Source organism: Mesorhizobium sp. (assembly GCF_005063415.1).
Taxonomy (GTDB): domain Bacteria; phylum Pseudomonadota; class Alphaproteobacteria; order Rhizobiales; family Rhizobiaceae; genus Mesorhizobium.
Window position 1 is genome coordinate 1 of sequence record NZ_SUEG01000015.1, and the last position, 22,335, is coordinate 22,335.

A 22,335-nucleotide genomic window follows, 5' to 3' on the forward strand; every position below is an offset into this window, starting at 1 on the left:
GCCGAACACCTGGCCAAGCTCGATGCGCAGCAGGTCGCCGAGATCGGCTTTCTGCCAGCGTGAGCGCGTCAACATGTCCTGGGAAGCCGCCATCGCCTGCAGCCGGGCCGAGAAAGACGTCGAGAATTCCTGGACGTCGGCGGTGTGCGATGCTGTCTGGCGCGCGATTGCCAGCACCCGTGTGATCGAGTTCTTGATGCGATGCTTCATCTCCTGCAGCATCAGGTCTTTTTCCAGCAGGCTCTTTTCGGTCGTTTCGTGAAGCAGCGAGACCGCCTCATAGGCCCGCTCCTGATAGCGGGCCACCAGCGCGATGGCGCCGGCAAGCAGCAGCCCGAACAATCCGAGCATCACCGGGATGGCGCGCGAGGAAGGTTGCGAGAAAGCACTTGTCGGCCTGAACAGGACGACCCACGGCCGGCCGGCGACGGTGATCTTGCGGGTGACCAGCAGCCTGTCGCCGAGGCTCGAAACAGGCGGCGTTTCCGACTGGAACAGCAGGTTGTCGCTGTCCACCGTGCCGTCATAGATCTCGGTGTTGACCGGCAGCAATGGTGCCCGGCTGAGCGCAGCCTGGAACAGGTCACGGGCGCGGAAGGCCGCATAAAGGAAGCCGGCAGTCGAGGATCTCGACGCGTTTACGGCGTCCGGCGCGGTTTCCACATTGAGCCGGACGAAGACGAGGAACCCGGCAAAGGTCTGCGCGGCACCCGTATCCTTGCCGAGCTGCACGAGCCCGCTGGCATGCTGCTGGTCGTCGGCCATCGCCTTTTCGATCGCCTCGCGCTGCACCGGCCCGGCAAACATGTCGTAGCCGATGCTGGATTTATTGGACGGATCCAGCGGTTCGAACAGCACGATGGGCGTACGCCACGGCAAGTTCGTGTCGGGATAGATCGGATGGCTTGCGCCGTGATCGTGCAGGATATCGCGCTCGACCGCCGCCTCGTTTCCCGTCTTCGCCAGGCGGAGGAAGCCGATGCCGCGCAGGCCAGCGAAATTATTGTCGATGTCGAGCGCTTTGAAGAAAGCCTTGAACTCGCCTTGCGAGATACCGCCATTGCGCGCGTCAAACAGCGCCCGGGTTGAGCGCAGCAGCGACAGGTCCAGGTCGATGCGGCTTTCAATCCGGTTAAGCGCGTCGTCGGCCGTCGCCTCGAATTTTATGCGGGCCGCCTCCTGGGTGGCAAAATAGGCAAAACCCGCCATCGTCAGGCTGATCAGCGCGACGGCGATGAAGGCGACGGTCGGAAAAAGCTTCTTCAATTGCGGATACGTCCCGTGGACGGTTCGGCATCTTTATGGGCAAGTCCCGACGCCAACACAATGGCGAGGCCAAAGCATGGTGACGGCTGGCATATTTTGGCGGCTTGTGATTAGCCGGCTAATTCTCATTCATGCGGCGATCTTCAGGGCGCCCGGCCCCGGAATGGCGCCGGGTGGGCACTTGCCGAGGATGATCATGCCGAGCACTTCGTCCTGGGTGACGTCGGTCGTGCGTGCCGTGCCGACAACCCGACCGTTCTTCATGACGCAGACACGGTCGGCAAGCTCGAACACGTCATGGATGTCGTGGCTGATCAGGAAGATGCCGATGCCGTCGGCCTTGAGCTGCCTGACCAGTTCGCCGACCTGTGCCGTCTCCTGCGGCCCGAGTGCCGCCGTCGGCTCGTCCATGATCAGGATGCGGGCGTTGAACAGGATGGCGCGGGCGATCGCAACCGACTGCCGCTGGCCGCCTGAAAGCTTTACCACCGGCTCCTTGAAGCGTTGGAAACGCGGATTGAGCCTGCCCATCACCTTGCGCGCCTCGGCCTCCATGGCGACGTCATCGAGCGTACCCCAGCCGGTCATCAGCTCGCGGCCGAGAAACAGGTTGGCGGCCGCATCGACATTGTCGGCCAGCGCCAGCGTCTGGTAGATCGTCTCGATACCGTACTTCTTGGCGTCGCGGGGATTGGAGATCGAAGCCTCCTCGCCGTTGACGAAAATCTGGCCCGCATCGCGCTTGTAGGCGCCGGACAGGATTTTTATCAACGTCGATTTGCCGGCACCGTTATGACCGAGCAAAGCCATCACCTCGCCCGGGAAAAGATCGACCGAGGCATCGTCAACGGCGCGAATGCCGCCGAAGGCGATCGAGATGTTGCGCATGTCGATGAGCGGCGTGGGAGCGGTCTTGTCCGCCATGCTTGTTCTTCCTCCTTATAGATCCTGCTTGAGCATGATCTTGTCCGAAAACCGGTTTCCACCTTGCGGGATCATGCTCAGACCCGTTTGCGATAGACGGTATCGAGCCACACCGCGACCACCAGCACGGCGCCGACAACGATGCTCTGCAGCGGCGAATCGATGCCGAGCAGCACCATGCCGGACTGCAGCGACTGCATCAAAAGCGCGCCGAGCATAGCACCGAGCACGGTGCCGGAGCCGCCGGCGAGCGACGTGCCGCCGATCACGGCCGCCGCGATGACCAGGAGCTCGTCCAGGGTTCCCAGAGCATTGGTCGACGCGTTCTGCCTGGCAGACGAAATTGCCGCCGCGATCGTGGCCAGCACGCCCATGATCATGAACACCTTCATGGTCACCCAGCGCGTGTTGATACCGGCAAGGTTGGCAGCTTCTGGATTGCCGCCGATGGCGAAGACATAGCGACCGAAACGCGTGCGCTTCGCGATAAAGGTCATGACCAGCCCTACGGCTACAGCCATCAGCACGGGTATGGCGATGCCATGGGCGATGAACAACCCGCCTTCGGGAACGGTTATATTGTTGGCCGCCGCATATCTGTTCACGATGCCGACCGGCCAAGGATAGGAATTGGCGAGCCCTATGGCTCCCAGGATGACAGCGCACGTAATGGCCCCGAGCAAGGTCTCGGCCCAGACCGGGCGCAACGGAAAACGGAACCGCTTACGCTGCACTCTCCCGTTGAGCAGCATGAATACAACCGCCAGGCACGCGACAATTCCGACGATCCAGCTCCAGCGCGCGCCGATCGAACCCGCCGGCCCACCGCCCATCAGCTGGAAAGTGGCATCAAGCGGCGCCACCGTCTGCCCAGTGGTGACCCACCAGGCGGCATTTCGCCATATCAGAAGGCCGCCGAGCGTCACGATGAAGGCCGGCACGTCGAGATAGGCGATGATGTATCCCTGAAGCGCGCCGATCAGAAGGCCGAGCGTCAGGCCGATGGCCAACGCCACGATCCAGATCCATGGATTGCCAAGTTGCAGACCGACCATTCGCACCAGGAAATGTACCTGCGCAAAGCCCATGACCACGCCGATCAGGCCTTCGGCGGCGCCGACCGACAGGTCGATATTGCGCATGACGATAACCAACACCATTCCGGCGGCCATTATGGCCACGGCGGAGGTCTGCACCGACAGGTTCCAGAGATTGCGTGGCGTCAGGAAGGTCCGGCTGTCGAAGTCGAACGGATTGACGCCGAGCCGTACGCTAGAAACGACATGCAGGCCGACCCAGATGACCAGCAGCGCGCCGACCATGCCGAGCATGCGCGTGTCGAGTTCGGTTGCCTTGAGAAATCGGGCAACGATGCCGAGCTCGGATTCCCGCGCCCTGTCTGCGGTCGAGCTGTCGACCGGCGTGTTGGAAGTCGTGTCGGTCATCATGTTTCTCCCGCCGGGTTGCCGTCTGCCGCGGATGCCGGAAGCAGCCTAGAAGTTATTCGCCGGAAGCGGAAAAACAACTCTTGTTGAAAAAACGCCGCGGCGAGCGGCCGCGGCGTTCGGACTTCTCGGAAACGTCGGCTCAGTTGCAGACTGCAACAGTGCCCGCCGCCACGCCGGCGCAGACCTCTTCTTTCTTGATCCAGCCGGCGTCGATGACGACGTTGAGGTTATCCTTGGTGATGGCGACCGGGGTAAGGAACAGCGACTTGACGGTGTTGCCGCCGGGCGTGGTGAAATCCTTCACGCCCGCAATGTCGGTCATCTGCTTGCCGTCGGCCAGTTGCGAGGCGATCTCGGCGGCATTCTTGCCGAGCTCGCGCGCGTCCTTCCATACCGACACGGTCTGTGTGCCGAGCGCGATGCGGTTCAGCGCGGCATGGTCCCCGTCCTGGCCCGAAACCGGAACCGATCCGGCCAGCCCTTGTGCCGTCAGCGCGGCGACAACGCCGCCGGCAGTGCCGTCGTTGGCGGCGACCACGGCATCGACCTTGTTGTCGTTCGCGGTAAGGAACTGTTCCATGTTCTTCTGGGCGTTGGCCGGCAGCCAGCCGTCGGTATAGGCCTCGCCGACATTCTTGATCTTGCCGCTGTCTATTGCGTCCTTCAGCACTTCCATTGAACCGGCAAACAGGAAATCGGCATTCGGATCGGCACCCGAGCCCTTGATGAAGACATAGTTGCCTTCCGGCTTCACCTTGAACACTTCCCGGGCCTGCATGCGGCCGACTTCCTTGTTGTCGAAGGTCAGGTAGAAGACGTCCTTGTTCTCGATCAGCCGGTCGTAGCCGACAACCGGAATACCTTCGTCCAGCGCCTTTTGCACGGCCGGCCCGATGGCCGAGGCGTCCTGCGCCAGAATGATCAGTGCGTTGGCGCCCTGCGAGATCAGGCTCTCGACGTCGGTGAGTTGCTTGCCGGGGTTGGACTGTGCGTCGGCGGAAATATACTTGTCGCCGGCGGCCTCGATGGCCGCCTTCATTGCGGCCTCGTCGGTCTTCCAGCGCTCTTCCTGGAAGTTCGACCAGGAAACGCCGATGACCTTGTCCTTGGCCTGCGCCACCGACGCCAGCGCCAGCGTCATGGCGACACCCGCCAGAATGGCGGTCGTGAATTTCTTCATCATATCCTCCCTGCGCCGCGTACGGCGTGACCAATTGGCTCAAAGACCAGCTTAGAAGCTCTAATTTTTTCGAGCCTCGAAAAAATACTGGCCCGATCTCCGGCTGCTGTCAACATCGATTCTGATGGATTTTGATGACTCTGCGAGTTTTTTCGAGCGTCGGAATAAACGATGACAGCGCCACCTGCATCTGACACTATTTGCCTGCATCCGACACTATTTGTCGGACATCACCGACGGCTTCCGGTTCATGAGCGGCCGCGGCAACCGGGAGGAAAGCAAAACGATGTCGGTCGGAATCCGCCATGACGATTTGCGCCGGCGCAACCGGGCGATGGTGATCTCGGCGGTGCGCCGGGCCGGCCAGCCATCGCGTACGGAGATCGCAGCAACCACCGGCCTCAGTCATTCGACCATATCGGCGATCTCCTCCGACCTGATACGGGAAGGCATCCTCGCCGAGAGCAAGGCAAGTGAGCCCGTTTCGTTGAAACGCGGTCGTCCGCAGGTCGGCCTCGCCCTCAACCCGGAAGCGGCGGCGGTGCTGACCGTGGTGTTGTCGCTGAATTTCCTGTCGGCCGCCATCATCGACTATGCGGGACACGTCGTAGCCGAGGAACAGCGCCGGCTGGACACGCTGACCATGCCGCGCGACGAGCTGATCCGCGAATGCATGGCCGTCGTCCGGCGCCGGCTCGAGGATCCGGACCTTGACGTCCGCAGTGTCGCCCGCATCGCCCTGGCGATTCAGGGCATTACCGACTCCCCTGCACGCGCCATGCTGTGGTCGCCGATCACGCCGCAGACGGACATCGCCTTTGCCGACATGCTGGAAGACGAATTCGGTATCCCGGCCACGGTGGAGAACGACTGCAACATGATGGCGGTGGCTTTGCGCTGGCGCGATCCGGATCGCTATCGCGACGACTTCATCGCCATCCTGCTTTCGCACGGCATCGGCATGGGGCTGGTGTTGAAGGGCGAGCTGTTCACCGGCACGCATTCCTCGGGCGGCGAGTTTGGCCACATGATCCATCGTCCAGGCGGCGCGCTCTGCCGTTGCGGGCGGCGCGGCTGCATCGAGGCCTATGCCGGCAATTACGCCATCTGGCGCAACGCCAGGCAGATGAGCGAAGACAGCGAACCGGTCGCCGACGTCAGCGACGCCGACATGCGCGCGTTGGCGGCCCGGGCGCGCGAGAAGGATGGGCCGGAACGCGAGGCCTACCGCAAGGCCGGCGAAGCGCTGGGTTTCGGTCTCGGCTCGCTGTTCGCGCTGATCGATCCGGCACCGGTCGCGATGGTCGGCGCCAGTGCCGCCGCCTTCGATCTGATCGAGCCGGCCTTGCGCAAGGCAATCGCCCAGACCGCCGGCGGCCAGCATTCGGGTTCGATCTCCTTCGATACCGAGCCGAACGAATTGCCGCTGATCCGCGAAGGCTGTGCGATGCGGGCGTTAAGCTTCGTCGACCAGGAGATTTTCGCGCCGGGCGTGCAAATGAGGCCCCGCGTCAGAAAGAACGTAGCCTGACCCGGCGGATCAATCTTCCCTGATCGCATAACCGGCACCGCGGATGGTGCGGATGACATCAGGCATGCGCCCGTTGTTGACGGCTTTGCGCAGCCGGCCGACATGCACGTCGACGGTGCGTTCGTCGATGTAGATCGTCTCGCCCCAGACATTATCGAGCAACTGGCTGCGCGAGAAGACGCGGCCCGGATGCCGCATCATGAACTCCAGCAGCCGGAATTCGGTCGGCCCGAGCCTGATCTCGCTCTTCTTGCGATAGACCCTGTGCGATTCGCGATCGAGCACGATGTCGCCGACCTTCAGCACGCTGGACAGCACTTCCGGCTTGGCACGGCGCAGCAGCGCCTTGACCCTGGCCATGAATTCCGGTGTCGAAAACGGTTTGACCAGATAGTCGTCGGCGCCGGTCGAAAGACCGCGCACCCGGTCGCTCTCCTCGCCGCGCGCGGTCAGCATGATGATCGGCAGCCGCTCGGTTTCGGGGCGCACCCGCAACCGGCGGCAGAGCTCGATGCCGGAAACCGCTGGTATCATCCAGTCGAGAACCAGAAGGTCGGGCACATTCTCCTGCAAACGGATCTCGGCTTCGTCGCCGCGTGTCACCACCTCGACCTGGTAGCCTTCGGATTCGAGATTGTAGCGGAGCAGCACACCCAACGGCTCCTCGTCCTCCACCACCATTATGCGTGGTGCGATCATCGGCTGGGCACGCCCATCATGTCACCGGTGCGGACATTGTCGTTTCGTCCTGCTTCGGACGATTGACCGGCAATTGCTCGCCGGTCAGCACATAATACGCATTTTCGGCGATGTTGGTGACATGGTCGCCGATCCGCTCCAGATTCTTGGCGCAGAACAGCAGGTGCGTGCAAGCGGTGATGTTGCGCGGATCTTCCATCATGTAGGTCAAGAGCTCGCGGAACACGGACGTGTATTTGACGTCGATGCGCTCGTCCGCTGCACGCAGCTTGGCCAACGCGGCCGCATCGCCTGCGGCATATTCCTCAATGACGCCCTGCACCTGGATGAGCACCAGCTGCGCCATCGCGTCGATGGAACGCGACAGGTCCCGTGGCGTGACGCTGAGGCCGACCGCACTCACACGCTTGGCGATGTTCTTGGCAAGGTCGCCGATACGTTCGAGGTCGCCGGCCATACGGATCGCTCCGACGACATGGCGAAGATCGTGGGCCATCGGCTGGCGTTTGGCGATCAGGGTGATGGCGCGATCGTCCAGTTCGCGTTGACGCGCATCCATGATGGCGTCGTCGAAAACGACGCGTTGCGCCAGCACATTGTCGGAATTCAACAGGGCCTTGGTCGCCCCGCCGACCATCGAACCGGCGAGGTCGGCCATGTCGCGGATCAGCTTGCTGATCTGCTCGAGATCCTCGTCGAAAGAAGCGACTGTGTGTTCGCCCATGGTCCTGTCCTCATCTGCATGATCGGAACGGCTCAGCCGAAGCGGCCGGTGATGTAGTCCTGCGTGCGCTTCTCGCGGGGCGACGTGAAGATCTTCTCGGTGCGGTCGAACTCGACCAGTTCACCCAGATACATGAAGGCGGTCTGGCGCGACACGCGCGCCGCCTGCTGCATGTTGTGGGTGACGATGACGATCGTGTAGTCGGCTTGCAATTCGTCGATCAGTTCCTCGATCTTGGCCGTCGACAACGGGTCGAGGGCCGAAGCCGGTTCGTCGAGCAGAATGACTTCGGGCTTCACTGCCACGGTGCGGGCGATGCAGAGCCGCTGCTGCTGGCCGCCGGACAGGCTCAAGCCGCTGGCGTTGAGCTTGTCCTTGACCTCGCTCCACAGCGCGGCGCGCTTCAACGCCTGTTCGACGCGGCCGTCCATCTCGGACTTGCCGAGGTTCTCGTAGAGCCTGACGCCGAAGGCGATGTTCTCGTAGATCGACATCGGGAACGGCGTCGGCTTCTGGAACACCATGCCGATCTTGGTGCGCAGCAGATTGAGATCCTGCGACCGGTCGAGAATATTCTTGCCGTCGAGCAGCACCTGGCCCTCGGCTGTCTGTTTCGGGTAGAGTTCATAGATGCGGTTGAACACACGCAGCAGCGTCGATTTCCCGCAGCCCGAAGGACCGATGAAAGCCGTGACACTGCGCTCGGGCAGCGACAGGCTGATGTCCTTTAGCGCCTTGCTCTGGCCGTAGTAGAAGTTGAGGTTCTTGACCTCGATCTTCGTCTTCTCGGCGACCGTTTCTGTCATCGTCATGTCCGGGGACAACATCTGTGTCATCTGTCCTCTCTGCGTCCGGTAAGGCTGCGGGCGAGGATGCTCAAGCCCAGAACCGTCAGGGTGATTATGAGTGCGCCGGTCCACGCCAGCTGCTGCCATTCCTCGTAAGGGCTGAGAGCGAACTGGAAGATGGTCACCGGCAGGCTGGCCATCGGCGCGTTGATATTGCTGCTCCAGAACTGGTTGTTGAGCGCGGTGAAGAGCAGCGGCGCAGTCTCGCCGGAAATGCGTGCTATCGCCAGCAATATACCGGTGACGATGCCGGACAATGCGGCGCGATAGGCGACCGAACGGATCACCACCCAGCGCGGCGCGCCGATCGCGGCACCGGCTTCGCGCAACGCGTTCGGTACCAGGTTGAGCATGTCTTCAGTGGTGCGCACGACCACCGGAATGACCAGGATGGCAAGCGCCACGGCGCCGGCAATGGCCGAGAAATGCCCCATTGGCCGCACCATCAGCTCATAGACGAACAAACCGATGATGATCGACGGCGCCGACAACAGGATGTCGTTGATGAAGCGGACGACGGTGGTGATGCGCGAAAAGCGCCCATACTCGGCCATGTAGGTTCCCGCCAGCACGCCGATCGGCGTGCCGACGACAACGGCGATGATCGTCATCAGCAGGCTGCCGGCGATGGCATTGAGCAGGCCGCCGGCCTCGCCTGGCGGCGGCGTCATTTCGGTGAAGACCGCAAGCGAAAGCCCGGCTGTGCCCTTATAGACCAGCGCGCCGAGGATGAGCGCCAGCCAGGCAAGCCCGATGCCGGCGGCGACGACGCAAAGCGCCATCATCACCGAATTCCTGGCTTTGCGGCGGCTGTGGAGCGATGAGGATGTCGACATCGGTCAGGCTCCCGTACGGGCGTCGATCCGCATCAGCATATAGCGGGCGGCGGCAAGGATCAGGAAGGTGATGACGAACAGGATCAGGCCGAGCGAAACCAGCGAGGAGGTGTAGAGGTCGCCGTCGGCCTCGGTGAATTCATTGGCGATGGTCGCCGAGATCGTCGTGCCCGGCGCGAACAGAGAGGCACTGATGCGGTGCGCGTTGCCGATGACGAAGGTCACCGCCATGGTCTCGCCGAGCGCCCGGCCGAGGCCAAGCATGACGCCGCCCATGATGCCGATGCGGGTATAGGGAATGACCACGCGCTGGGTCACTTCCCATGTCGTGCAACCGATGCCGTAGGCCGATTCCTTCAGCACCGCCGGCACCGTATCGAAGACGTCTTTGGTGATCGAGGTGATGAAGGGCAGCACCATGATGGCGAGGATCAGCGCCGAGGTCAGAAGGCCGATGCCGTAAGGAGGGCCGGCGAAAAGGCTGGATAGTCCCGGCACGCCGTGGAAGATGTTGATGATGAAGGGCTGTATCGTCGTCTGCAGGAACGGCGCGAACACGAACAGGCCCCAGATACCATAAATGATCGACGGAATGCCGGCCAATAGCTCGACCGCTATGCCTATCGGGCGCCTGAGCGGGCGCGGGCAAAGCTCGGTGAGAAACACGGCAATGCCGATGCCGATCGGAACCGCGATCAGGATGGCGATGGCCGCCGTTACCAGGGTGCCGTAGATCGGCGCCAGTGCGCCAAATTTTTCCGTGACCGGATTCCAGCTTTCAGTCGTCAGGAAAGAAAAACCGAAGGACGACAGCGCCTGCCATGAGCCGGCAAACAGCGAGATCGCGACACCGCCGAGGATGACCAGCACCAGAATTGCGGAAGCGCGGGTGAGTCCGCGGAATATGGCATCCGTGAGCGCGAAGCGCCGTACCGTAGCTTCCCTGGCCCGGGCTGCTGCAGATGATGGCATGGCATCGGAAGCGATGGTCATTGGGTCCTCGCGATTGAAGGCAACAGGGAGGGCGCAGTCGACGCCCTCCCTGGAGGAGATTACATAGCCGAGTAGAGCGGCTTGCCGTCGTCGCCGACGACTTCCTTGGCCCACATGGCCTTGACGCTCTCAACCACCTTGTCGGGCATCGGAACGTAGTCCAGCTCGCCGGCCATCTCGTCGCCCTTGTCGTATGCCCAGGCGAAGAATTTGAGCGCTTCGCCGGTGGTCGCGGCGTCGTCCGGCTTTTTGTACAGGAGGATCCACGTGGCAGCCGTCATCGGCCAGGACTCGGCGCCCGGCTCGTTGGCGAGGATGACGCCATAGCCCGGCTGCGAGCTCCAGTCGGCATTGGCCGCTGCCGCCGAGAACGCCGCCGCGGTCGGCTCGACCTTCTTGCCGTCCTTGTTGATCATGTCGGTGTGGGTGAGCTTGTTCTGCTTGGCGTAGGCGTATTCGACATAACCGATCGCGCCGCCGGTCTGGGAGACGTTGTTGGCAACGCCCTCATTGCCCTTGGCGCCGATGCCGACTGGCCATTCCACGGCCTTGTCGACGCCGACCTTTTCTTTCCAGTCCGCGCTGACGTCACCGAGGTAATAGGTGAAGTTGAACGTCGTGCCCGAACCATCGGAACGGTGAACGACCGCGATCGCCTGCGAAGGCAGCTTGACGTCGGGATTAAGCTTCTTGATCGCTTCGTCATCCCAGCTCGTGATCTTGCCGAGGAAGATGTCGGCCAGCGTCGGGCCGTCGAGAACCAACTCGCCCGGCTTGATGCCTTCGAGATTGACGACGGGAACGATGCCGCCCATCACCATCGGGAACTGAGCCAGTCCGGCCGCTTCAAGCTCGTCGCCCTTGAGCGGCGCATCCGAAGCGCCGAAGGTAACGGTCTTGGCCTTGATCTGCTTGATGCCGCCGCCGGAACCGATCGACTGGTAGTTAAGGCCAACGCCGGTGTCTTTCTTGTAGGTGTCGGCCCACTTCGCATAGATCGGGTAGGGAAAGGTGGCGCCGGCGCCGGAGATGTCCGCGGCGAGCGCGGCGGACAGGGTGAGGGTGGTCGTCGCCGCAGCCATTGCAATCGCAACGGCCGCCGAGCGGATGAAATGTCTCATGTGGCCTGCTCCTGTTCGGAATATGGTCTCTCGGCGCCATTCCTCCGGCGCCCGCTGAGGCCAATAGCCCCCGATTATTACAGTTGCATGACAGTTTCATGTCGCTCCGGTAACGTCGTCCAGCCGGGTTAAGAAGGAGCGGCCGCGGCCTTTGTCGGCATGGGCCGCGGTTTGCCGCTGGAATCAGCAGCTTGCGTGAATTCCGGCCGGCATCGCCTGCTCGGCGATCGCAGCCACCGGCTTTAAAAGAAAAAAAACCGGACGGGAGCGCGTTGCATGCAGCCAGAACGTGTCATGGCCGCGCCATCGCCGAAACAGGTCCGTTGGGGTAAATCTGACCCTGTTTCTTGCCGGCGGTCGCTGCTCCCGCCCGTAACTGGAGGAGCGGAACTTCGAATATCCCATTGTCGCCACTGAGCGCGGCTTTGGTATGGTGCGATCGCACCATGGCCTTACGCTGGAAGCGTCGACGAATCGAGCAGGGCTTCGACTGGAAGTGCGACGACTTCTACTTCACCGTATCTACTCCCTCCGCACTATTCCGCCGGTTGTCGGTTAGGCCGAAGCAGCGTTATAAAGCTTGCAGGGGTGTTGCTGATGTTTCGACGGATTCTGCCTGTCTTCCTGTGCCTGGCGCTGCCTCTGGGAAGCGGCTGCGCGCGCAGCTATGACGGCACCGTGATCATTCCCAAGCCGCTCGATGTTCGCCGTTTCTGGGACCGGCCTTCGCCGCAGGCGCAAGCCGAACAGTCGCAGTTGGAGACCGACGTCTTTCCAGTGGCGCCGCAAACGCCGAAAAGGCCGGCGATGCGCAGGAGCGCAGCTTCCGTTGCAGCGCCACGGAGGAGGGTCGCCAACAATCCGCCCATGCTGACATCGCAGCCGGCGAAGCCGCTCACCTGTAGGAATGTCAGCGAGCCCGGCAAACGGGCCCGCATGGTCTGCGAATAACCAGCCGACGTCGGTCACGCGCGCCTCCAGGCCTTGAAGCGGCTATCCGGCCAGCCGTTCGCCGTCTCGGAACATCGCCCGCCTTGGTCAGTCCGCCGGAAAAAAGGCCGGCCCGACCACTCTCACCGGCCGCGCGCCGATCGCTCTTTCGATCGACTGATGCTGGGCAGCCCCCTGCACTTCGGCAGCCTGCGTTTTTGCCTCTGCCGGAGCGGCACCGGCGGTTTCGATCCCGGATTCAGGAATTTCCGCGACGATGCCAAAATCCGGCTTTGCCGTCGGCAACGGAATGATGGCGTTGGTCATGTTAGCCGGTGTCACGGTTCGTGCCCTGAGTTCGGCGACGCGCCGGTAATAGCGCTTGACGTCGCAGGCCTTGAAGTTCGCGTCGTCGCGGTACCGGAACGCGGCAGGAAGCTCCACATAGGGTTTTCCCGACTCGAGCGCGATCATCTCTTCGGTCTCGCGAGTGGCGTCGCTCAGCGTATAGAGGTCGACGTCGGCATCGTCGCAGATATAGCGGCACTGATCGACCGTTTCCTTCAGATCGTCGCTCTTGGCGAACTGCGATTTTGGCGCGGGGAAGAAATATCCGTCCGACAAGCGAACGCAAAACAGCATCCGGTTGCCGCCTATTGTTGCGCCTGCGGACTGGGTTTTGGGTGCTGTGCGCTGCTGCGCCGGCTGTTTCTTGGCAGCGGGGGCGGCGCAGCCCAGCGCGACAAACCTGGCCTTCAATCCGGACGTGTCCCTGCCCGAATTCGACAGTCTGGCGATCTGCCGTTGCACCTCCGCCTTGCTGGCGACCAGGTCGGCGCAAGGGTTGAAGAAGAAGCCGGCCGTTTTCGCCGTGCATCGGCGCTGTCTCTCCAGCCTTTGAATCGCGGCGAGTTGCCGGCGCAGTTGGGCAAGCTCGGGGCTGGTCCCGGCGCCGTGTCCCGCCGACAGCAATTGGCTCCTGATGGCGCCGCAGCTATCCGCATAGGAGGAGGACGTACCGAGCGCAACAGCTATTGCCGACACCAGCATCAGAATCGTGAGAGGCCAGAAGCGTGTCATTGGAACGACCATTATCTTTGTTGCGCCGAGGACAGGATTTCTTTGTCGACTATGGACAAGTACTGGCTAAATCAGCTTTACCTAATTGAAGTAGACCACACCGCCACTAGAGACCTTACTTCTAGTGTATTATATCCACTCGCGTAAATTCAATATTACATTTTTATTTCAAGATTAAGACGAACCGGCAGCAACGCGGGCGGACTCCCGCCACGGCGAAATCTGAGGGGCGCGGCTGGTTCCGCATCGCGATCAATCCGGCGTTACCGGCCGGCCGTTGCTGAAACCTTAGCCCTGGGTTCGGCGTTGAGCGGCCGAAGGAGGAGACCGCAAATGTCGATCCACTTCACTGTCGCGGACCTGACCAAAAGTCTGTTCCATTCACTTGGGCTGGACCATGAACGCGCACCGAGGCCACTCGACCACGAGCAGAGGCTTTTGCTGGAGTGCTATCTCGCCGGCCAGATACCGGAATCGGCCTGGAGCGACTATGTCTTCGAGATGCCGGAACTGGCACGACATGTCGAGGCGAGACGAAGCCGCCACTAGAGCGCATCGCGGTCGACCGGCCCTCATGCGGCGCGCTTAGGTTCTTGTCTAATGCATGTCGCCCGCAAAACCGCTGCACACTTTGCGCGACATGCATTAGGTCCCGAAAAGTGGAATCCGGATGTCGGAAAAGATCAAGGCGAAGCCTGCACCCGCGTTGCAGGCTGTTTTTGTTTGGGCGAGTTGAATTGCAGAGTGAACACCTTGCCCGGGATGCCCTCAGCCAGCGCCGGTGAAAGGCTCAACGGCAGGCAGTGGTCCACGGCCGCAATCGCTGCATCGACAAAAGCCTGCCGTGCCTTCTCGTCGCCGGCCACGCGGATGGCGGTCGGCTTGGGCCTGCCGATCAGTGTGCCATTGCGCCTGAAGCTGAAGCTCAGGGTGACGGTGGAATTCCCGGCGTTCGACGGCGGGGTCCAGCACGCCTGGATGGCAGCCCCGACCTCGGGCATGGTGTTGAGCGTCGCTGCATTCGATTGACCGGCTGCACCCGCCAGCATGGCGCCTGCAACCGCCATCATTCCGGCAATGCATTTCATGACAGGGCCTCTGTTCTTGAACCGCCCTCGAGGACGGGACTAACTTCGATGGTAGGGCCGACATCGGCGATGACAAGATGGCGGCAACGCGCTTCGTCAGCCATGCAGGCGTCGTGAAGCGCCGACAGCCGCAACTTCGGCGGGCTGCAACAAGCAAAAGGCCGGCGAGCAGCCGACCTTTGCTTTCCATCCGCGCCAGTACATCCGTGGTCGCGGGCTGGAGGTAAATACCAGTAGAAAGGGTTTCGGTTAACGAAACCTTAAGCTCCCCACATCGTGCAAACAGGGGAGAGTAAAGCAAACAGGGGAGAGTAAAAAAGAATTATCCCAGATCATTACCGGCTCCTGCAGAACGTGCGGACGATCGCCGGCCTGCACGTGCCTCAGGCATTGGCCTGCGACCGCACATAGGCGATATAGCCGCGCACATCGCCGGCCGGCTCGGCATAGGCCTTGCCGAGCTTTTTCTCGATCGCCGCCATATAGTCTTTTGCCCATTCGGGCAGCGCATAGTCGATGACGGCGAGGAATTCGAGCGTCGCCGCCAGGCGGATGTCGGCGATCGACGGGTTCTTGCCGCCGATGAACGGCTTGCCGTTCCTGAAGAAGCTGTGAAACACCTCGAGCGGCTCGGCTATCGCTTCTATAGCGGCCTTCTGGGCTTCCGACTTCTTGTCGGGATGGGCGTCGCTGTGGCCGACCTCGCCGGCATATTGCGGGAAATTCAGTGCAGGATAAGTGGCGCGCGCCACGTAGGGGTAGAGCGTGCCGATCAGGTAGAACATGGCACTGTCGATCATTGCCCGCTTGGCCGGCGCCTTGGGATATAGTTTCTCCAGCCCGTGCTTGTTGGCGAGGTACTGCATGATGGCGCAGCTTTCCCACAAGACACCTCTCGGCAGGCCCTTGTCCTCGATCATCGGCGTCAAATGGGCCGGGTTTCGCGCCATATATTCGGGCGAGCGCGTATGGCCCCATACGTCGGTCTCGGAATGGTCGAGCCCGGCGGCGCGTGCAAACACCCGAACGCTCATATTGTTGACGCTCGGCTTCAGCATGCTGAGCGTGAGCGCCGGCTTTTTCGCCGTTTTTATCTTGGCCTTCGCGGGCTTTTTGGCGGAAACCTTCGCCGCCGGCTTTGCCACTTTCGCCGCAGACCTGGCGGCAGCTTTGGCCGCCGGCTTCGCTCCTTGCTTGGCTGTCATCGGTGCCGAAGTCTTGGCGGCGGGCTTTTTCGCACTCTTCGTTGCTGTCTTTGCCATTATGTCCTCCCTTTGTTTGGCGTGTCGTCAGTATGGATTTTTCGGTGCGCGATCCTCCGACAAGGTTGCGCGCGAGCGCTCGACAAGCGCTTGGATCGCATCGGCAAGGTGCACTTCGGCGATGTTGTAGTCGCCGCGCGCGAGGCGGATCTTGTGCGCCTGCATCAGCACGTCGGCATGGGTGAAGCCCGCCGGCGGCTCGAAACGGTAGGAGGCGAGCTCAATCAGCAGGCCGAGCGGATCCTCGAAATAGATCGAGTCCATGAAGCCGCGATCCTTGACGCCGCTGTGCTTGATGGCGCGCTCGTCGAGCCGGGCGACCGCCTGCAAAAAGGTGACGCGCGACACCGCAAAAGCGATGTGATGGACGCAGCCCGTATCGGTTGGCGTGCGCCGCTTGACCGGCGTGCGGCTTTCGTCGGTGAAGACGGTGATCAGCCGGCCGTCGCCCGGATCGAAATAGAGATGGCTTTCGCTGGCTTTATCGAGATTAGGCTGCTCGAAGATGAAAGGCATGCCGAGCACGCCTTCCCAGAAGTCGATCGAGGTCTGACGCCCGGCGCCGACCAGCGTGATGTGATGGACGCCTTGCGATTGCAGTTTTTGCATTGCCTTCCTCCCGGCCACGCCGTCTTGCCGCCGAACGGAAGTTCGGATGCCCAGTCGCGCTTGGATCAGCGCCCGGCATGTGACCGCGCCCGGCCTCGCTCGCCTGCGCTCCGCATTCCGCATCCTGCAGGAGTGCGGCCGGAGCTTTGATGAACGGATGCTAATTCAATCCGAGGCGTTGCGCCAGAAGCGCTGAGTTTCAAGAACTCCACGCAGGCGCCAAGAGCGGCACCGAGATCGCGGACGCCCTCGCCGAGCTCGCCGAAACGATCCGTCGCCGGCAGCTGTAATGGTACGACAGCCCGCAGGTCGCTGGGTTTCCCGAGTGGCCGGTTTGGCGACAGCAGGTCAAAGGGGCCTCGTTGACGCATGCCGCGCCTAGTTCGGATTACGGGCATCCGCGGCCCTTAGATGAAAATCACATATTCTTCATCGGCACGTCGGGATCGACATGTCCCCCATCGGCAGCGATCTTCAGCCTTGAGAGGTAGTGCTCCCATCCCCTTCGGTGGCTGTCACGCTCCTTTGCGTTCGGCAGTCCGCTGTGCGTGAAGCGGATCAGTGTCCCCGCATCCCTCGCGATCAGGTCGATCTCGACATGGCTGGAGCCGGGCGGCACGGTCTCGTTGTCTTCCCAGCCAAAACTGTAGGCAAGACGGTGCACCGGGACCACCTCGGTGAACTCGCCGCGCGCCATATGGCGACCACCGACATTGACGAGGAACAGACCGCCCGGCGTTGCATCCAAATTCGCTTCGGTCCCGATCCATCGCACGATTTGGTCCGGATCCGTCAAAAGCGCGAACACGGTCGCTTGTGGCGCGGCGACCTCAATCTCTGTGTAAACCGATTCCGCCATCGCTCACTCCAGGTCACATCCACATCGAATGCCGTGCATGATTGAAGCGAATGTGGGGAGTTGCAAGAAGATGTTCGAGGCGTAAGCATAAGCCGGTGCCGAGTGACCTTCTACCGATGCTTCTCGCAAACTCGCTTTCATTCCTTCTGGACGACGCCGCGCATATTGGCGACGGTGGGCGACTTCTATTGCAGCTCTCAACGCATTTGATGGAAGACGGCTTGCCGATCATCGCCGGCGCGCTGGCGCAGGATGCTCCCGACCCGATCATTTCACGCCGCATCTGGCTCTGGCGAGCGCCTGGGGGTGAAGTGGTCGAGGCTTTGGGGATAGGCGCCGACCGCCAGAATGCCGATCCCCGGCTCGTGCTGCGGGAGTGGCTTGGCACGACGCGGGCGATCGTGTTCGACGAGCGAGCGGGCGGTGTCGCACCGACTTTGGTGTGGGCGTTCGATCATACTCCGGATGAGGCGCAGTTAGAGCTGCTGCGGCAAATCTCCCGGTTTGCTGCGGCTCCGATGACCGCACTCGCAGAACGGTCCGCGAAACGCGCATTGCTCGAAGCATATTTGGGAAAGCGCAGTGCAGCACATGTGCTCAACGGTCATTCTCGTCGAGTAAAGGGAGAGACGATACGGGCTGCGCTTCTGTGCGCGGACCTTCGAGGTTTCACCGATCTATCCGAGGTTCTTGATGCAGACGAGATCGTATTGGTACTTGATGCCTGGTTCGATTGCGTCGCCGGCGCGGTGCACGCATTTGGTGGTGAGGTTCTCAAGTTTATAGGTGATGGCGTCCTCGCGATTTTCCCGATTGGCGAGCGCGATGCAAATGCCGCATGTGACGCCGCGGTACGTGCCGTGAAGGCCACGCGCGCCGGGATAGATCATCTCAACCAAACTCGGCGCCGCAATGGCGGCCCTGAACTCGGATATGGCATTGGCCTGCATGTCGGCGAGATACTCTGGGGGAATATCGGCACTGCCGGCAGGTTGGACTTCACCGCGATCGGCAAGGCTGTAAATCTTGTCAGCCGCATCGAAGGGCTGTGCAAGCCGTTGGGACGGACGGTGCTCGCGTCGACAGTGTTCGAGGCAGAAACGACCGAGCCGATGATCGCCATGGGCAGTCATCCGCTCGGAGGAATAGCAGGCGCGCAAACACTTTTCGGCTTGCCGGAATAGTCGAATGGTTGATGTGTCGTTCACTGCATATCTTGGTATCGTGCGAAGCCATGACCGAGAGAAATTCGAACGGCAAAGAAACTACGATACTGCAACTGGAGTATGGCGCGTTTAGAGCCCAGCCATGCGCGTCGCGCGCAGCTTCGCTGGCCGGTGCTAAGGGCCGACTATTCCCGGCATCCACCCTTCGAGGGAGAGGCGCCTTCGCCGAGCTCGCCAAAACGATCCGCCGCCGGCAGCTGTAGCTCAGGTCGGCTCCAGGCAGTGCCGACCAGCGTGATGGACGCCTTGCGATTGTAGTTTCTGTATCTGGCTCCTCCCCGCGTGGCATCGACTGCCCTGTTCAGCGCGACGTTCTGCGCGCCGCTAAAGCTGTGCCTCAAGACCCATGATGCAATGCTAATGCAATCGGCTCCGCTGCGCCAGAAGCGGCAATGAGCCAAACCCGCCGCGACCCAAGGCGATGGATCGGATTGATGGTTTGCCGAGACATTGGAGAGACTTGGTACGCCCAAGGGGAATCGAACCCCTGTTCCCGCCGTGAGAGGGCGGTGTCCTGACCGCTAGACGATGGGCGCGTTCAAGAACCGGCGATATAGGCTGACGGCTGGCAAAAAGCAACTAGGCTTAAGGCTGCCTGTCGCGCCGGTGAAATATCCGCTGCAAGCCTAGCGTTTAGGCTCGATCAGGTCCCAGAGATTTCCATAGAGATCAGCGAAAACCGCTACAGTGCCATAGGCTTCATGGCGTGGCGCCTCACGGAATTCGACGCCCTTTTCGAGCATCAGCGCATGGTCACGGGCAAAATCGTCGGTTTCGAGGAACAAAAAGACCCGCCCGCCGGTCTGGTTGCCGATCGCGTCCCTTTGCGCATCGCCGGATGCCTCGGCGAGAAGCAGGCGCGCGCCCTGCCCGTTGCCCGGCGTGATGGTGACCCAGCGTTTGCCGCCGCCGAGATCGACATCTTCGGGGAGGACAAAACCCAGCCGGTCGACATACCACGAGATCGCTTCGTCATAGTTTGCGACGATAAGCGCGACCGTGGCAATGCTGCGGTGTTCGGCAAAACCGGTCATTTGTTCCTGATCGAGAAACGGCCGACGATGCGGCGCTCGGTGATGTCATAGACGAAGATGGCGCGGCTGCCGTCGGGCAGCTCGGCGTCGATCGACAGGTGATTGCCGGAGAGCGATTGGCTGATCACCCTGGCGCCGACTGGCAGCACGATGTCGCCGTTGACCGTTTCGCCGATCGGCACCTGGATGTCGCTGGTTGACGGCGGGGCGGCAGGCGGCGCGTTGCGCGCTTTGTAGACAAGCGCCGCGATCACCACCATAAGGGCGAGGAACAGCAGGCCGAGATTGATGGCGACGAAGCGGACGAGCTTCCTCCGCACCTTTTCGACCTCGGGGTCGAGCGGCTTTTCCTCGTCTTCGTCGGCAAGCGGCCGGGCCATGGCAGCAGATTCCGGAACTGTTTTCGATGAGCGCTCATAACGAAGAGGCCAGACAATTAATAGGGGCCGGACCGATCGTGCTGGAGGCGGGCGCCGATGCCGCCGGCCAGCGGCTCGACCAATGGCTGGCGGCCAGGCTCGGTCCCGACATGTCGCGCAGCCGCGTGCAGATGCTGATAAAGCAGGGCGCCGTCAGGATCGGCGGCAGGCAGGTAGAAGAGACGAAGCGCAAGATGGTACAAGGTGACAGCGTGTCGGTCGATATGCCGGAGCCGGAACCGGCGGAGCCGCAAGGCGAAGATATTGCGCTGGATGTCCTCTACGAGGACAGCGAGCTGATCGTCATCAACAAGCCGGCCGGGCTGGTTGTGCATCCCGGCGCGGGCAACTGGACCGGCACGCTGGTCAACGCGCTGATCCATCATTGCGGTGACAGCCTGTCGGGCATCGGCGGCGTGAGACGGCCGGGCATCGTCCACCGCCTCGACAAGGAGACCAGTGGCGTCATGGTCGTCGCCAAGACCGATCGCGCCCACAAGGCGTTGTCGGAGGCCTTTGCCGACCACGGCCTGACCGGCGATCTCGAGCGGGCCTATCTGGCGTTGGTCTGGGGCATACCGGCAAGGCCGACCGGGACGGTAGACGCGCCGCTCGGCCGCGCCGCCGACCGGGTACGCCGCGCCGTGGTGCCGCAAGGCCGCGACGATGCCCGCCACGCCGTCACGCATTTCACCGTCGTCGAGCGCTTTGGCGAGCAGCAGCAGGAATTCGCCACGGCGAGCCTGGTCGAATGCCGGCTGGAAACCGGTCGCACCCACCAGATACGCGTCCACATGGCTCATATCGGCCATCCGGTGATTGGCGATCCCGAATACGGCCAGGCATTCCGCACCAAGGCCAATCGGTTGCCTGAGCCGCTAAGGAGCAAGGTAAAGGCGTTTCCGCGACAAGCTTTGCACGCCCGCCTCCTTGCATTTCGGCATCCGGATACCCATCTAACGATGAGGTTCGAAGCACCGATCCCGTGGGACATGGAGGAACTCGTCGACGGCTTCCGCAAGCTCTGAACCAACCACCTGAAAACCTGACCGGCGTTGTTCACTTCAACGTGACACACTGTTTCGTGTTGAACAAATGCCTGTCTTTCTGGTTTTGTTCCTATATATGTCGGTTGGTGCGAATGTGCCTTTGGCATTCGCGCCACATGCCCGCCGCGTTTCGGGGGCATCACTCCAATAGAGAGGGGGCGCTATCATGGCCCAGTCATTACCCAGTATCGTTTCCGGCGAAGGCGGTCTCAGCCGCTACCTGGAAGAAATCCGCCGCTTTCCGATGCTTCAGCCGCAGGAAGAGTACATGCTCGCCAAGCGCTACGCCGAGCATGAGGACACCACGGCTGCGCACAAGCTCGTCACCAGCCACCTTCGGCTCGTCGCCAAGATCGCCATGGGCTATCGCGGCTACGGCCTGCCGATCGGCGAGGTGATCTCGGAAGGCAATGTCGGCCTGATGCAGGCCGTCAAGAAATTCGAACCGGAGCGCGGCTTCCGTCTCGCCACCTATGCGATGTGGTGGATCAAGGCCTCGATCCAGGAATACATCCTGCGCTCGTGGAGCCTGGTCAAGATGGGCACCACCGCCAACCAGAAGCGCCTGTTCTTCAACCTGCGCAAGGTGAAGGGCAAGATCCAGGCGCTTGACGAAGGCGATTTGAAGCCCGACCAGATCACCGAGATTGCCACGCGACTGAACGTCTCGGAAGCGGAAGTCGTGTCGATGAACCGCCGTCTGTCGGGCGACGCCTCGCTCAATGCGCCCATCCGGGCCAGTGAAGGCGAGTCCGGCGAATGGCAGGACTGGCTGGTCGACGACCACGAAAGCCAGGAAGAGATGCTGATTGAGCAGGACGAGCTGGAAAACCGGCGCGGCATGCTGTCCGGCGCTCTTGCCGTGCTCAACGACCGCGAACGCCGCATCTTCGAGGCGCGCCGCCTCGCCGATGAGCCGTTGACGCTGGAAGAGCTGTCGGCCGAGTTCGATATCAGCCGCGAGCGCGTGCGCCAGATCGAGGTGCGCGCCTTCGAGAAGGTGCAGGACGCGGTCAAGGCGGCGGCCAAGCGCCAGACGCAAGCGTTGCGCACCATCGAGGCGCAGCCGGCCGCGTAAGGCCTTCCAAGAGAAACAAATACCGGCGGCGTCAGGTAACTGGCGCCGCCGTTCTTTTTTAAAGCGCGTCGCGTTCGACCGGCCTTGTGCGACGCGCTTTAGATTCTTGTCGAATGTCGTTATCGCAAAAC

23 protein-coding genes and 1 tRNA gene are annotated in these 22,335 nt (G+C 61.9%); 6 read left to right on the forward strand and 18 right to left on the reverse strand.

Annotated elements, in window-relative coordinates; genetic code table 11:
* From E5W70_RS06640 to xylF, 4 genes are all read right to left on the reverse strand, one after another.
* A partial coding sequence (locus E5W70_RS06640; RefSeq protein ID WP_292655540.1) for a CHASE domain-containing protein occupies positions 1 to 1,266 on the reverse strand: 1,266 nt, incomplete at its 3' end.
* Positions 1,267 to 1,395: 129 nt separating this feature from the next.
* Positions 1,396 to 2,190, reverse strand: a complete 795-nt coding sequence (locus E5W70_RS06645; protein ID WP_292655543.1) for an ATP-binding cassette domain-containing protein — start codon at positions 2,188 to 2,190, stop codon at positions 1,396 to 1,398.
* Positions 2,191 to 2,267: 77 nt separating this feature from the next.
* Positions 2,268 to 3,635: a sugar ABC transporter permease gene (locus tag E5W70_RS06650; RefSeq protein WP_292655546.1), complete on the reverse strand. Its 1,368-nt coding sequence runs from the start codon at positions 3,633 to 3,635 to the stop codon at positions 2,268 to 2,270.
* Positions 3,636 to 3,777: 142 nt separating this feature from the next.
* The gene (xylF, locus tag E5W70_RS06655; protein WP_292655550.1) at positions 3,778 to 4,818 is read right to left on the reverse strand and encodes a D-xylose ABC transporter substrate-binding protein; all 1,041 of its coding nucleotides are present in this window, start codon (positions 4,816 to 4,818) and stop codon (positions 3,778 to 3,780) included.
* A 286-nt stretch (positions 4,819 to 5,104) separates the two neighbouring features.
* Between xylF and E5W70_RS06660 the strand changes: the two genes are divergently transcribed.
* Positions 5,105 to 6,349, forward strand: a complete 1,245-nt coding sequence (locus E5W70_RS06660; protein ID WP_292655553.1) for an ROK family protein — start codon at positions 5,105 to 5,107, stop codon at positions 6,347 to 6,349.
* A gap of 9 nt (positions 6,350 to 6,358) precedes the next feature.
* Here the strand turns inward: E5W70_RS06660 and phoB are convergent, their stop codons facing one another.
* From phoB to pstS, 6 genes are read right to left on the reverse strand one after another with little or no spacing between them, the layout of a single operon-like run.
* Entirely contained in the window at positions 6,359 to 7,048 is a 690-nt protein-coding gene (gene phoB / locus E5W70_RS06665) for a phosphate regulon transcriptional regulator PhoB (RefSeq protein ID WP_031212149.1), read from the reverse strand.
* A gap of 16 nt (positions 7,049 to 7,064) precedes the next feature.
* A complete protein-coding gene (gene phoU / locus E5W70_RS06670) occupies positions 7,065 to 7,772 on the reverse strand; it encodes a phosphate signaling complex protein PhoU (protein ID WP_292655558.1) in 708 nt (235 codons plus the stop codon).
* A 32-nt stretch (positions 7,773 to 7,804) separates the two neighbouring features.
* On the reverse strand, positions 7,805 to 8,608 hold the full coding sequence (pstB, locus tag E5W70_RS06675; RefSeq protein ID WP_292655560.1) for a phosphate ABC transporter ATP-binding protein PstB: 804 nt from the start codon (positions 8,606 to 8,608) through the stop codon (positions 7,805 to 7,807).
* Positions 8,605 to 9,456, reverse strand: a complete 852-nt coding sequence (pstA, locus tag E5W70_RS06680; protein WP_023678532.1) for a phosphate ABC transporter permease PstA — start codon at positions 9,454 to 9,456, stop codon at positions 8,605 to 8,607. The genes pstB and pstA overlap by 4 nt, the downstream gene beginning before the upstream one ends.
* Before the next feature lie 3 nt (positions 9,457 to 9,459).
* A complete protein-coding gene (pstC, locus tag E5W70_RS06685) occupies positions 9,460 to 10,449 on the reverse strand; it encodes a phosphate ABC transporter permease subunit PstC (RefSeq protein ID WP_292655566.1) in 990 nt (329 codons plus the stop codon).
* 59 nt (positions 10,450 to 10,508) lie between these two features.
* The gene (gene pstS / locus E5W70_RS06690; protein ID WP_292655569.1) at positions 10,509 to 11,570 is read right to left on the reverse strand and encodes a phosphate ABC transporter substrate-binding protein PstS; all 1,062 of its coding nucleotides are present in this window, start codon (positions 11,568 to 11,570) and stop codon (positions 10,509 to 10,511) included.
* 597 nt (positions 11,571 to 12,167) lie between these two features.
* On the opposite strand from pstS, the gene E5W70_RS06695 reads away from it, so the two are divergent.
* Complete coding sequence (locus E5W70_RS06695) at positions 12,168 to 12,521, forward strand: hypothetical protein (protein ID WP_292655571.1); 354 nt, start codon at positions 12,168 to 12,170, stop codon at positions 12,519 to 12,521.
* 87 nt (positions 12,522 to 12,608) lie between these two features.
* Here E5W70_RS06695 and E5W70_RS06700 read toward each other — a convergent pair whose 3' ends face one another.
* The gene (locus E5W70_RS06700; protein WP_292655573.1) at positions 12,609 to 13,580 is read right to left on the reverse strand and encodes a DUF2865 domain-containing protein; all 972 of its coding nucleotides are present in this window, start codon (positions 13,578 to 13,580) and stop codon (positions 12,609 to 12,611) included.
* Positions 13,581 to 13,913: 333 nt separating this feature from the next.
* Here E5W70_RS06700 and E5W70_RS06705 point away from each other — a divergent pair, with 333 nt between their 5' ends.
* Positions 13,914 to 14,129 carry a hypothetical protein gene (locus E5W70_RS06705; RefSeq protein ID WP_292655575.1) on the forward strand — a complete coding sequence of 72 codons (216 nt, stop codon included), beginning with the start codon at positions 13,914 to 13,916 and terminating at the stop codon, positions 14,127 to 14,129.
* 134 nt (positions 14,130 to 14,263) lie between these two features.
* On the opposite strand, the gene E5W70_RS06710 is transcribed toward E5W70_RS06705, so the two are convergent.
* The 4 genes from E5W70_RS06710 to E5W70_RS06725 form a co-directional block, all read right to left on the reverse strand.
* Positions 14,264 to 14,668: a hypothetical protein gene (locus E5W70_RS06710; RefSeq protein ID WP_292655578.1), complete on the reverse strand. Its 405-nt coding sequence runs from the start codon at positions 14,666 to 14,668 to the stop codon at positions 14,264 to 14,266.
* Between the two features lie 383 nt (positions 14,669 to 15,051).
* A complete protein-coding gene (locus E5W70_RS06715) occupies positions 15,052 to 15,930 on the reverse strand; it encodes a glutathione S-transferase family protein (RefSeq protein WP_292655580.1) in 879 nt (292 codons plus the stop codon).
* Positions 15,931 to 15,957: 27 nt separating this feature from the next.
* Positions 15,958 to 16,539, reverse strand: a complete 582-nt coding sequence (locus E5W70_RS06720; protein ID WP_292655582.1) for a VOC family protein — start codon at positions 16,537 to 16,539, stop codon at positions 15,958 to 15,960.
* 418 nt (positions 16,540 to 16,957) lie between these two features.
* Entirely contained in the window at positions 16,958 to 17,398 is a 441-nt protein-coding gene (locus E5W70_RS06725) for an SRPBCC family protein (protein ID WP_292655584.1), read from the reverse strand.
* Positions 17,399 to 17,514: 116 nt separating this feature from the next.
* Here E5W70_RS06725 and E5W70_RS06730 point away from each other — a divergent pair, with 116 nt between their 5' ends.
* Entirely contained in the window at positions 17,515 to 18,582 is a 1,068-nt protein-coding gene (locus tag E5W70_RS06730; protein WP_292655587.1) for an adenylate/guanylate cyclase domain-containing protein, read from the forward strand.
* Between the two features lie 503 nt (positions 18,583 to 19,085).
* Here the strand turns inward: E5W70_RS06730 and E5W70_RS06735 are convergent.
* The 3 genes from E5W70_RS06735 to E5W70_RS06745 form a co-directional block, all read right to left on the reverse strand.
* Positions 19,086 to 19,160: transfer RNA gene (locus tag E5W70_RS06735), tRNA-Glu, on the reverse strand.
* A gap of 90 nt (positions 19,161 to 19,250) precedes the next feature.
* A complete protein-coding gene (locus E5W70_RS06740; RefSeq protein WP_292655590.1) occupies positions 19,251 to 19,658 on the reverse strand; it encodes a VOC family protein in 408 nt (135 codons plus the stop codon).
* Positions 19,655 to 20,038, reverse strand: coding sequence for a fimbrial protein (locus tag E5W70_RS06745; protein WP_292655594.1), 384 nt, complete (start codon positions 20,036 to 20,038; stop codon positions 19,655 to 19,657). The genes E5W70_RS06740 and E5W70_RS06745 overlap by 4 nt, the downstream gene beginning before the upstream one ends.
* 26 nt (positions 20,039 to 20,064) lie before the next feature.
* On the opposite strand from E5W70_RS06745, the gene E5W70_RS06750 reads away from it, so the two are divergent.
* Both E5W70_RS06750 and rpoH read left to right on the forward strand, forming a co-directional pair.
* On the forward strand, positions 20,065 to 21,105 hold the full coding sequence (locus tag E5W70_RS06750; RefSeq protein WP_292655596.1) for an RluA family pseudouridine synthase: 1,041 nt from the start codon (positions 20,065 to 20,067) through the stop codon (positions 21,103 to 21,105).
* 187 nt (positions 21,106 to 21,292) lie between these two features.
* A complete protein-coding gene (gene rpoH, locus E5W70_RS06755) occupies positions 21,293 to 22,204 on the forward strand; it encodes an RNA polymerase sigma factor RpoH (RefSeq protein WP_023678514.1) in 912 nt (303 codons plus the stop codon).
* Positions 22,205 to 22,335: the final 131 nt, after the last annotated feature.